The sequence below is a fragment of the Lactobacillus sp. B4005 genome (genome assembly GCF_026536045.1).
In the GTDB taxonomy this organism is placed as follows: Bacteria; Bacillota; Bacilli; order Lactobacillales; family Lactobacillaceae; genus Lactobacillus; species Lactobacillus panisapium.
Genome location: NZ_JAFNOZ010000006.1, coordinates 84,958 through 96,955, shown reverse-complemented (window position 1 = coordinate 96,955; position 11,998 = coordinate 84,958). Strand labels below are relative to the sequence as shown.

General features: G+C 32.0%; 11 protein-coding genes and 1 pseudogene. 9 read left to right on the top strand and 3 right to left on the bottom strand.

The window, feature by feature from the left end:
• Positions 1-187: 187 nt before the first annotated feature.
• The 4 genes and pseudogenes from J3U73_RS09665 to J3U73_RS10925 form a co-directional block, all read left to right on the top strand.
• Complete coding sequence (locus J3U73_RS09665; RefSeq protein WP_267410318.1) at positions 188-760, top strand: hypothetical protein; 573 nt, start codon at positions 188-190, stop codon at positions 758-760.
• Positions 738-974 (top strand): hypothetical protein, encoded by a 237-nt coding sequence (locus tag J3U73_RS09660; protein ID WP_267410316.1) that lies wholly within the window; start codon positions 738-740, stop codon positions 972-974. Before J3U73_RS09665 ends, J3U73_RS09660 begins: the two co-directional genes overlap by 23 nt.
• A 1,133-nt stretch (positions 975-2,107) precedes the next feature.
• Positions 2,108-2,704, top strand: coding sequence for a hypothetical protein (locus J3U73_RS09655; RefSeq protein WP_127326214.1), 597 nt, complete (start codon positions 2,108-2,110; stop codon positions 2,702-2,704).
• A 106-nt stretch (positions 2,705-2,810) separates the two neighbouring features.
• Positions 2,811-2,882: pseudogene (locus J3U73_RS10925) on the top strand (IS3 family transposase); the annotation flags it as partial.
• 55 nt (positions 2,883-2,937) lie between these two features.
• Here the strand turns inward: J3U73_RS10925 and J3U73_RS09650 are convergent.
• A complete protein-coding gene (locus J3U73_RS09650) occupies positions 2,938-3,792 on the bottom strand; it encodes a helix-turn-helix domain-containing protein (RefSeq protein ID WP_267410314.1) in 855 nt (284 codons plus the stop codon).
• A gap of 126 nt (positions 3,793-3,918) precedes the next feature.
• Here J3U73_RS09650 and J3U73_RS09645 point away from each other — a divergent pair, with 126 nt between their 5' ends.
• The gene (locus J3U73_RS09645) at positions 3,919-5,175 is read left to right on the top strand and encodes an MFS transporter (RefSeq protein ID WP_267410313.1); all 1,257 of its coding nucleotides are present in this window, start codon (positions 3,919-3,921) and stop codon (positions 5,173-5,175) included.
• Positions 5,176-5,674: 499 nt separating this feature from the next.
• Here the strand turns inward: J3U73_RS09645 and J3U73_RS09640 are convergent, their stop codons facing one another.
• Positions 5,675-6,499, bottom strand: a complete 825-nt coding sequence (locus tag J3U73_RS09640; protein WP_220268816.1) for an aminoglycoside N(3)-acetyltransferase — start codon at positions 6,497-6,499, stop codon at positions 5,675-5,677.
• Between the two features lie 585 nt (positions 6,500-7,084).
• On the opposite strand from J3U73_RS09640, the gene J3U73_RS09635 reads away from it, so the two are divergent.
• From J3U73_RS09635 to J3U73_RS09625, 3 genes are all read left to right on the top strand, one after another.
• A complete protein-coding gene (locus J3U73_RS09635; RefSeq protein WP_267410312.1) occupies positions 7,085-7,747 on the top strand; it encodes a CPBP family intramembrane glutamic endopeptidase in 663 nt (220 codons plus the stop codon).
• Between the two features lie 255 nt (positions 7,748-8,002).
• Positions 8,003-8,209: a helix-turn-helix transcriptional regulator gene (locus J3U73_RS09630; protein WP_220269651.1), complete on the top strand. Its 207-nt coding sequence runs from the start codon at positions 8,003-8,005 to the stop codon at positions 8,207-8,209.
• A 112-nt stretch (positions 8,210-8,321) separates the two neighbouring features.
• The gene (locus tag J3U73_RS09625; protein WP_220268818.1) at positions 8,322-8,846 is read left to right on the top strand and encodes a DUF3278 domain-containing protein; all 525 of its coding nucleotides are present in this window, start codon (positions 8,322-8,324) and stop codon (positions 8,844-8,846) included.
• Between the two features lie 385 nt (positions 8,847-9,231).
• Here J3U73_RS09625 and J3U73_RS09620 read toward each other — a convergent pair whose 3' ends face one another.
• The gene (locus J3U73_RS09620; RefSeq protein WP_267410311.1) at positions 9,232-10,071 is read right to left on the bottom strand and encodes an Rgg/GadR/MutR family transcriptional regulator; all 840 of its coding nucleotides are present in this window, start codon (positions 10,069-10,071) and stop codon (positions 9,232-9,234) included.
• A gap of 116 nt (positions 10,072-10,187) precedes the next feature.
• Here J3U73_RS09620 and J3U73_RS09615 point away from each other — a divergent pair, with 116 nt between their 5' ends.
• Positions 10,188-11,768, top strand: a complete 1,581-nt coding sequence (locus J3U73_RS09615; RefSeq protein ID WP_267410310.1) for an ATP-binding cassette domain-containing protein — start codon at positions 10,188-10,190, stop codon at positions 11,766-11,768.
• Positions 11,769-11,998: the final 230 nt, after the last annotated feature.

The following is an 11,998-nucleotide window of genomic DNA, read 5'->3' as shown; positions in this document are numbered from 1 at the left end:
AAAGGCTTAACTCCGATTCAATATCGGAATCAAGCCTTAAGTAAAATGATATAAAACTAACGTCCAGTTTTAGGGGTTAGCTTCATCAATTAATTTAGAAAGCCTTTTTTCTTTCATTTTGTTAGTGCTAATAATTATTACATTTTTCAGTTCAATTATATTGAAGAACTTTGGTGCTAAGATTGACGTGCCAGTAATTATAAGCTTTTTGAGCGTATGTGTTTCTGCAGGATCATTTTATGTTACTAATTATGAAAATAAGAGGAGTGATGAAAGAAAACAAGCAGCAGCAGTTTCTTGTTGGCTATTGAATAGTTCAAAAAAAGATGAACGTAAATTTATTAATGAAAAAAATAAAGATGGTGGATTTTATTTTGTACCTAGAAGAGCAATCGTTAAAAATACTTCTTATTTGCCATTATATGATGTTTTTATTTTTAGTATGAATAGTAAGAGTAATGATGATATAGATGAGCTATGCCAGCAATTTAACTTTGTAAAATATATAGGAATTTTACCTCCTGGGGAAAGTATATGGTATGTGAAAACAGCAGGTTCAGCAATGGGAGGAGTGAGGTCAAGAATAGCAATGATTTTTAGAGATAGTAATTATCAGTGGTGGTACAGAGGCCCTCAAGGAAAATTATCAAAAATAAAACAAAAATCAGTAGATAAATTAGTAAATAGTACAGGAATTTATTATCCACTTTTTGATGGAAGTAATTACGAGAATAATTATGATTTTACAAAACAAATATAATTCTACAGAAAGGGAGTATAAACATAAAAAATTACTTGCTTGTATATCATTATTTGATATAGGAATTAATAGTTTGCTTTTTAGTAAAGAAATTGCTTATGCTAGTACAATAACTAAAAAGCCTAAATGGCAAAAAGGAACAACTAAGGAATTACGATGCAGATATGAAAGTGTGCATAATGCTAAGTATCCTTTATCTGCAAAGTACTATTAGGCTGATTGAATCACCCTATAAAGCAGGTCAGTTTCGGTAAAAAAACTGGCCAATGAAGTTAGGCTACAGTGTAAAATATCGTCATGTAGGTTCACATCGTTATGATCTAAAATATAATGTACGAATGAATGGTATATTTGCAATTTAAAACTATAGGTCTTAATTAGGTAAAAAAGTAGTAACCTAATTTCCTATGCAAACAATGAAACGATTACGGGTAATGCTTATCATAAAGAAAAGAAGAGATAGTATTCACAATTTTTGCCACACAGTTTTATTATTAATGGATATAATTATTGATGTGGCAATAATACTGAGTGTAAGACTAGATGCTTCTAGTCGCATAAATAAGCTTTAAGAAGTCTATTATTGAGGTTTCATAAATACCTTGATAATAGGCTTTTTGTTTTTTTATTTTAGTTGATAGTTATGCAAAGGGAAATTTTGGCTAGCTTTGCCTCCCCCCTGAGCATTTTTGTAGCTATTAGAGAAGTTTAAACAAAGATTCTCTTTGAGCTTGACTTGTACACTTGTCGGCACACAGTAGCAACTCTGCCAGATAATACTCTAGAAATGTCTTTCAGTGGGCAGCGAGTCGTATGGTTCATAATAACTAAAGAGTTTATGAAATTCTATGCGCCTGTCGAAAAAGTGGATATAATTTAAGATATTAGCAAAATTATTAAACTTTGATTTCCCAATTTCTAGACCTGTGCCAAGGCAATATTTAAGGACATTATTAGCAGACGTTTTTAGAAAACCTGAACGTGCGGATTATAATAAATATCTAAATTGGGAACAATTAATTTCAAGTGATAAGTTGGTATAATAGTAACATGGTAATAAGCGACTTTTTATTAATTATATTTGCAATAGTGTCATCTTTATCCAGAGGAATAATCTCAGTAATTGATCGCTATCAGATGGGATACCGCCATCAAAGCTCAATTAATGTGAATTTTTTGAATAATCTTTGTAGTACTGCATTAGTAACCATATTTTTAATAGGCTTATTAACTAAGTTTCCCACGCCTAAAATAACGGGAAACTACGTTAGCAAAATTATTATTTATGGTTTGCTAGCACAGCTAGTTGCGTATGGGTACAGTTATGTTTTTAAAAAAGTAACGATAATGCAATCAATTGTCTTAAGCAAACTAACAGACTTGTTCATTCCCTTAGCTATCTGTTTAACCATGGGTTATTTTAACAAGTCATCATATTTGATCTCAATTATATCAACGATCATTGTAGTTTGTTACATTATTTTTAAGCAAAGACACAGTCAGATGAATGTGACCACTTTGTTAAAAACATTTATGGTTATTGGTCCCCTGTTGATTGTACAAGCAGCACTATCGCCACTATTAACTAAAGGTGTTATAAGGCTGGTTGATCTGGTATATTTCACGATTGCTACGATTTATATTCGTTGTATCATTACAATTATTACTTTTTGGGTTAAGCATCATGGTTTGCGAATTAAGGGTGTAAAAATTAACAAACAGATCTTTTGGATTTATGGTGCCCGTGCAGTTTTGACAATACTAGCACAAGCGACGTATACGTTAGCAACTTCATCACCTAATTCGGGAATTGCGTGGATTTTTCTCAACATGACCAATTTATATAGTGTTATTTTTGGTAGCTTTGCATTAAAGGAAAAAATTCATGTTTCTGATGTGCTGCTGATTATTTGTATATTTGTATTAGCGCTAATATCAAAATAATTAAGTTTAGTGACCGCAAAGGAAACCATACAGTTTTATTATTAAAGCTTCAAAAGGGCTGTACAAAAAGTAGCGGGATAATGATCAAAATGTATCAGTTAACTATAATAAGCAAAGAATCAAAGTAAAACTAAAAAGACTAAGTCCGATTGAATATCGGGCATTAGTCCTTAGTTAAAATTTATTAAATTGTCCTAATCTTGGGGTTCACATCAATATCAAATACGACTTTTTTAATTTTTCCCATACTTATCTAGAATGTCTTTCATGTCTTTGCTGTACTCCGGCATGCCTAACGAACTAATGTGATCAATTGCCATTCGAGCTTTATTTAAATACTCATCCTTTCTTTCATAGTGATAATTCACGATATTTTTAAGTATAAAAATGCAGTTTTTATAAAAAAACAGGTTCGGTTTAGTACTAATTTGATCAGCTGCCTGAATAAAGAATTTTGTTTCTCCATATCTACTTTTCTCAATACACATAATTAACATGTTTATCTCTATTCCTAATATTGTTTCTTGAACATTCGAACTCCCAGAATGGCGAAATTGCGTGATTACTCGCCGACTTATTAACAAGTTGCTATCAAGATCATAAAATGGCATCAAGTTACAATACAAATCTAATTTATTTTCGTCAAAATTAGAGATATTAAAAATCTTTTCTTTCAACTTAATTCGTTCTTTTTCATCAAGATCTTCTACGTGATTACCAACTAAAGCTATCAGTGCATCTATAAGTAGCAACTGATCTTCTTTATCAACTATTTCGCTATTTGCAATGACATTTTTAATATCCTTAAGCTGTTCCTTATCATTATGATAAAACGCTTCATTAATTGCCTCGCCGATATCGCTATTTTCATCATATTTTACTTTGTCTTCTTGACTAAGTTTGCCAAAAAATTCCCACAACTTAATGTTATTAGCATGCAATAATGCAATTAGATCCTCGGCTGTAATTCTGTGCTGATCTTTTTCAACTTTTGAATAATATGATGTACTAATCGTATTGCCAGCCCATTCTTTTTGAGTTTTCAAGCTCTCAATTCGATATTGCTTTAGCAATTGTCCTATTGTCATTCGTGATCCTCCTTAATTTCATTCAAATTTGGCGTTTAACATTCAAATACGACATTTTTGCTATTCCTTATTATACCCACGTTATAACTTAAGATATAAAATATTTAATTTAGGAGTTATCAAATTATGGACATTTTTATAAAGAACAAGGATTATAGAAAATTTACAATCGCCAGTTTCTTATCTGGTGCAGGCAATATTTTGTTTTACTTAGCACTTATTACTTATGCAAGTAAATTAAGAAATTACGCCTTGGCTATTTCATTGATTTCAATTTCAGAATCAGTACCGCAAATTTTTCAAGTTTTTAGTGGTTATTTAGCTGATCGTACAAAAAACAAATTCAAGCTAATGGTTTGGTTAGCCGCTATACGCTTTGGACTCTATATAATTGTCGGCTTACTTTTTGCCAGCGGGTTTGCTGGTTGGAACTTAGTTTTAGCTGTTATTGGCATTAACTTAATATCAGATATTGCTGGTTCATACTCTGGTGGCCTTGAAATGCCTCTAATTGTTAATATTGTTGGAAATGATGATCTTGCTGAAGCTGAGGGCTTTCAGAGTGGTATTAACAGTATTATCAATATGATTGCACAATTCATTGGTTCTGGTTTATTACTTTTCATGTCTTATTCTAGTCTAGCAATCTTCAATGCTTTAACGTTTCTAGCAGCAGGTGCTCTTTTTGCAAGTGTTGGTCGTAACTACTACAAGACCCACCCTCAGAAAGAAACTGCTCAGGTTAATAAACAGGGTTTCTTTAAAACAATTGCCTCATCATTCAAACAAGTAAAAAAGGCAAATGGTCTGTTAACAGTTGTCTTAGTAATTGCTTTACTAAATGGAGTTTTAGGGACAATTGAACCTTTAATTTCAATCGTAATCGCCGGTAATAAGTCTTCTATGGTCATTGGAACATATAGTTTTACAATCGCTCTAATAGGTGGCGTAATGACTGCTAGTGTAGCACTTGGCAGTATCGTAGGAACCAAATTACTCAAGAATATGTCATTATTTACTGTAGCAATCATTTCAACTATTTTAAGTGCTGCAGTTATTGGTACAATGCTTATTAAAAATGTTTTTATTTGCTTGCCTGTTATGGCAAGTCTTGCAACAGTTATTGGTACGGCTAGCCCGAAATTAACACAATGGCTTGTTGAAGCAGTTGATCAAGATATTTTGTCATCAACTATGGGAATGCTTAACACAATTTTAGTAGTGACTGCGCCAGTTATGACAACGATTTTTACTACAATTACTGCTTCGTTCGGTATTACTATCGCATTAACCTTGTTAGGTGTAACTTGCTTAATGGTCTTAGCAATAATAGTAAGGGTAGTTTATTCTATTAACAAAAATGTAGCTATTAATGAAGCATAACTAGAAACAAATTTATTACATTTACTTGTCCTTAATTTATACCAAAGTAAAATAATTCTATATATACCAAAGTAGCTTTACATAATGTGCATTAAGCGAAGTTGCTACGAAACCCAGTGCTACAAGACTAAAAACTGCAGCAAATAATTGTTTGTGAATTTAAAGTTGTATAGCAAAAGAGAAGACTGTTAAATCAGTCTTCCTTTTTTGTTACCTAGTAATTTCACAATTAGATCAATTGCTATATTTTTACTTAACTTGTATTTTCTTATGTCTATAGAACTTAAGATGTGTATATAAAAATGCTAAAAAACTATAACGTATTCATACCAATGGAAAATATTAGCAAATCCAATCAAAGACAACAGTAATGTAAAAATTAAAGTAAAACTAAAAAGACTAAGTCCGATTGAATATCGGGCATTAGTCCTTAGTTAAAATTTATTAAACTGTCCTAATTTTGGGATTCACATCAAAAGTAGGTAAGAGCCTTTTTTATTTAATCTACTGTATTATTAAATTGATGATCTTTTTGATCAAACCATTGACGGGCGAAATCAATTAAGGGATGCAAATTGATTACTTTAATTGTACCTTTAACTAATTTAAGTGATTTAAATTCATTGGGATATTTAGCTTCAAAAGCTGCACCTAATTCGTTGAAATCATCATATAAGTCCATATCTACATTACGATACTTCGTCCAAATGGTTTTACCATCCTTATCAATTCCGGTCGCAGCTGAATCAATCTCAGTTTTGCGCGGAATCGTTGATTCAGCATAATGAAGCATAGTGCAAGTTTCATAATCTGTACCTAGGAAAATCGTTTTGCCATTATTTTGATATAAATAATCAAGCGGACTATTGATTCCATACGGAATATTTAAAGGTTGCTTTTCTGCAATCTCATTAGCATTTCTACCCCAAATAGCTATTGGTAGAAACGGATGTGAGCTTCTTACAACGCCTGGAAGATTTCTGAAATACTCAGGGGTAACTCCTAAACCATCAGTTGCAGAAGTTTCAGGATTATAAGGTGGCATTGAATCTCTAATAACTTGAATCAAATCTTCGCGAACGGGTGGATATTCCCAAGTTGCAGGATCACAGTTTGTTGAGACTTCTGATGGCATCATTAAAGTTCCATCAGATAAAGTTTCCTTAAGTGCATTAACGATTGTTTCAGCTCCGCCAGGGAAGTATTGAAATTTACTCATTGCGGTGTGAACGATGCAGGAATCTGTACTTTTAACTCCCAATTTCTCGAAAGCTTCTTTTAAATCATTTTTTGTGACAACAGCATCGATTAAATTTTCAGACATAATTATTCCTTTTCTAAAATAAAAATATTATTGGCTAGGTCTGAAAACTGCAACTCTTGCTTTAATTTCGGCATTGTTAATTTTATTCTTTTTATTGCTCATCTCGTTTTTCCTTTCGACTTAAATCGTAATGTTATTTTAGCATTTCTACATGTAGATGAAAATAGTCGCCCAAAGATGTTTGTTTGATTATTTTATTATTAATTGATTACTCGTATAAAGATGGTAACTCGAATAAAAGGGGGTCAAGCTTTCCTTTCAACTTATGTTAAAAAATAGAAAATTATATAAAGAAAATTCTCAAACTTTGAAGCTGTTAATGGGTTTGCACTTTGTCTGCACTCTGTGAATAGAGCGCAGCGCAGGTTATAAACATTAATATTTCAAGTAATAATGACTGGAACCCTTGTCTTTCTAGTCAGCATAATTGAGATCGCACACTTAAGCGTAAGAAAATTGCTTGAAAGAGGACATCATGAAAGCTATAGTAAATTGCATCAAGGTTAAATAAAGTATGTAAGTTCTAATTTTAAAATTAGTTATTCGCATACTTTATTTTTGGAACTTAAAGGAATAGCTATTAAGATGAAAGTTTTAAAGGGGATTAAAAATAAGATCTTATATCTTTGCTTATTTGTATTCTTATTCGTAATTATTCAAATACCCACAATAAGTGAATACTTTTTTAGGGGAGAAAGTTCGAAAAATATAAATTTAGTTTTACATGTTGCTATCTCATTTTTTAGCACAATAATAATATTTTTAATCGTTGATACCATTTATCATCGCTTGAATCCCAAACCGATGTTTTTGAAAAATAGTATGATTAGAAACTATAGCTTTGCAGCTATCTTTGCATTATTTTCACAAGCTTTACAATTTATTATTACACTGCTTGAAAAGGGAAATGATCAAGATTTAGAGCTATTTGCTGTTTCGCGATCAAGACTTGCACCGCTTTTAATAATTACGTTAGTTGTGATTTCGCCATTCTTAGAAGTAGTGTTATGGCAAGGAATTTTACAGGGCGGGATTTTAAAAGATCTTTCACCGTCTTTTTCAATAATAATTACAAGCGTATTATTCGCATTTGCTCATGGCTATTCCTTTAACTATTGCACTTTAGAATTATTATGTTCAGGAATTGCATACTCTTTTTTATATTATGTTACTGATGATTTGGGGTCAGTAGTATTCTGTCACGGTTTATCAAATTTTATTGTCTATTTAATAAACTTTGTTTTTTGAACTTAGTATCGAAAAATTTATTTGTTATCGAAGTATTTAAAGAACGTGGCAAGCAATATTACAATCTGTTTCATTAGGTTAAACCAAAAGGCTCAGTTAACTAGCTGTAACTGCGCTTTTTGCTTGTCTTTTAATTGTATTAAATCAGAAGATAAAGAATAAATGTTAAATATAGTTGACATTTTAGGAAAATAGTCTAATATATGTGACATAAAGATGTCAGATATATATGACATTAGCAAAAAGGATCGATCTATGAATCACGTGAAGGAATATCGTAAACAAAAAGGTTTATCGCAAAAGGCGTTGGCTGATGAAATTGGCGTTGCCAGACAAACAATCAACCTAATTGAAAAAAATAAGTATAATCCGTCATTAAACTTATGCTTGAAATTGGCTAATGCTCTAGGGACAGACCTTAATTCATTGTTTTGGTCTGGAAATAACAATATGTCTGAGTAAAAATTGTGTGCTGAAAGCTTTCAGTTAGAAAATACTGAGTATTTCCAAGCAGCAAGTTCAGGTTTTACGATGGAGATTTTTAAGAAATAAATTGATCAAGGAGAAAGATGTTATGGAAAAGAAAAATAGCTTGTTTTTTCGCTATATGAAATATTGGTATGGCATTTATGGTCCATTAGATGAATATAAGAGATCTGAAGTAGAAAGGATTGGCAACAATGCATTCTTCATTGTCTCTTTACCAATGAACTTTGTGATGATACTAGCAATTGCTGTTGGTAATTTACAGATTGCCTATAAAACTACTCTAGCTTATATCATTATGTTGTTTGGCTGGTTTATTCTTGAGTTAACTGCTGATTCTTATATTTTACATCAATTAAAAAAGCTTAAACTGCAAATTTATGAAGTAGAAAATAATCAAGTTAAAAATGTCAAAAAGAAAATTTGGACTACAAGTTGGATTAGCGGATTATTCTTTGGAGCGTTGATGACAGCAGTAACTAATGTGATTATTCATCAAGATTTTGCTAGCTTCTATACGTTATTTGAATTTTTACTCTTTACAGCTGTGATGGCGTTAGCGAATGGTTTTGAACGAACAAGGCACATCAAAGTGGTAGAAGATGAGGATTAAGTGCTGAAATTTTAAACAGGTAAAAATAAGTCAAAAAAGATATCGGAATAGAGCAAGAATTTAACGGTTTACCTGTTAGCATTCTGACATTATAACGATAGATATAGTTACAAAAGAAACTTATCTTTATCAAAAGTATCTTGAAAAGTAATCATATTATTGCCGCGCTGTTTCAACGTTAGTGATTGGATATAGCAATAAAGTTCATGCGAAGCTTTTATTTGCACTATAGAAGTTGATTTAAAATAATTAAGCTTAATTTATCAATGTTTTACAGAGATAAGTTAAGCTTATTTTTTTGCGTAACAAGCAGGTTATTTCAGTCGTGATAACAAGAAAATGTCTCTTACTTCAAACTTTATTATTTAATTTAAACTAATAGCTCTTAGGCTCTCAAATTTGCTTTCAGCGAATTGAAGATTTCTAAAAAATAGGATGCCATGTGTTTCATATTTAATTTTGTCAGCAAGGTGATGATTTGTAAGATTTCTTGGTCATTTTGATTTTCTAAATAAGTCATAAGAGAGTTTAAAAAATATCTGCCCATGATTAGTTGCATTTCATTTTCTGGCAATATGACGAGGTTAATCTTATTCAAAATACTTTGAGCGTATTTAAACTCGGAAGCTTTTAATAAACTAATAATTGCTTCAAACAAAGTAGTAATTGCAAAGTGTAAAGTGTTTTTCCCGGCTTTATTGATGAAATCGAAATTGGCAATAACCTGCGAACTAATTTGAAAGATAATTGACGGACTAAGAATGTTTGTAACATTTTGGAATAACGACAAATTTTCTTGTGACCAGATTGTAAGTTTAGAAAGTTGCTTATTCAGTTTATTTTGATCAGACACTGGAAAAATATTAATTTTACTGATGCGCTGATATAATGCGCAGGAAAGAGCTGCATAATCAAGACTAAATAATTTATTGTCTTGGTGAAACTTAGTGAGACTTTTTTGAGCGATGATTTTTAATTCCTGCTCATTTTGGGTATTCCATGCGGATTCTAATTCTTGTGCTTCATTGTCAGGCGTGTCCAACTTGTTTAAAGCGATATATTCTGAAGTGGTGATATTAATTCGTTCAAATAATTTAATCGCTTTATGAAGGTCCATATTCCCTTGGCCGTTTTCCCAGCGAGATAACATTGGAACAGAACATATTCCTTTAGATGCATCAGTTAGCGTAATATGTTGTTCTTGTCTTAGTTCTTTAAAATTCATCATGAACATCTTTCTTTTATAAAATCTGGCTAAATTTATCATATATGAAAGAACTGCAAATACAACTGAAGTATTTGTGATTTAATATGATCAACTTAAATCAAGAGGAAAAAATTATGTCATTAAAATTCGCAAATAAAGGGAAATTGGTACTGTATGTTCTGCTAGCAACAATTAGTGCTTGTGGCAATGTTGTTATTGCTTATATTACCAAAATTATGTTGAATAGTGCGCAATATCATCATGGGACGCTTAAGCAGTTAGTTTTAATTGCTCTTATTGGAGCCGGGATCTTAATTGTAATTATGTTTACTAATTTCGCTTATCGCTACCTTCGCTGTGATATTGTGCGTGACATTAATGTTGAGCTTAAGGACAAAACCATTAGCTACATCATTCAGCAGCAATCCTATTCGCAAAAAGATGGTTTAAACTTAATGACCAATGATTTAAAGCAAATCGAAACATCGAAGATCACTAATGAATTAATGATTATTTCTGAAGCGCTTGCCTTTGCGATCTCAATTATTGTTGGCTTACTTAATTCTTGGGTTCTAACTTTAATTTTCGTCATTGCAACGTCTATTCCTGGCTTTATCCAAAAATTTTTCATTAAGAGTATTCAGGAAAAATCTGCCGAATGGGAAAAACAAAATGCAGAATACACTCAAGCCGTATCAGATGCCATTAATGGCTCAAAAACCGCGATGCTTTATGATGTGCAAATTCCAGTTGTTTCCTATGTGATTAAGCAAGCCAAGCAAATGGAAGATGCCTTGCGTTCATTAAATTATACTCAAGGGGCGGTTTCAACCATCATTATGACTGTTGCAGACATTTTTAGTTTTATCATTCCGTTTTTGGTTGGAGCTATTTTGATGTTTAATGGGCAAATTGGTGCTGGTACTTTAGTCATGATTGTCCAATTATCTAACGACTTCATTAATCCTGTTACGATGATTTTTGATCAGATTAATCAAATTCGATCTACTAAGCCAATGTGGGACAAAGTTGAAAAAGCACTGGCAATTAAAGCAATCAGTTCGGAAAATGTGACCGCACAATCTTTTACTCAATTGGACGTTGCTAATCTGACCTATGAGCAAAATAGTAAATTGCTTTTTGATAACGTCAATTTTTCGCTTGAGTCTGGTGAGAAAATACTGCTGATGGCTCCTAGCGGCTGGGGTAAAACGACTTTACTGCGTTTATTGGTAGGGCAAATTTCTCCAAGTAAAGGGACAATCAAAATTGATCAAGAGTCGATTAACGGTAATTGGGCTAAAGCTCACGATTACTTTGGCTACATTAATCAGAAACCATTTGTTTTTGACCGCGATTTGAAATTCAACATTACTTTAGGCAAGGATGTCAGTGGCCGGCAACTTGAAGATGCTATCGAAGAAGCTGGCCTGGCTAAACTGGTGAAGGAAAAAGGACTAAATTATGCTGTGGGACAAAATGGCAGTAACTTATCTGGCGGTCAAATTCAAAGAATAGAAATTGCTCGTGCGCTGCTTGCCAAGCGACCGATTCTGTTAGCAGATGAAGCAACTAGTGCATTAGATGCCAAACTTTCCTTACAAATTCATCAAACCTTACTCAATAATCCTAAAGTTGCTGTAATTGAAGTTGCACATAAAATTTCTGAGCAAGAGAAAGCAATGTTTAATCGCATTATTGACTTAGGAAATTAATTTGCAAGCAAGTCGTTTAACGATATTGGTTGAATAAGTGAACATGTAAAAGCTGTATTTTTAGCAATATTTGGAAGGACGATAGTTGTTTTAAATGTGCTGCAATTTTAAACTAAAGGCCAAAAAATAGACATCTTAATAAATTGATAGCCCTGATTTAACAATTTTTTTCTATTAAATCAGGGTTATTTTTTTGCTTTCTTTTAATTAGATGAAGAAAGGCTGCCATT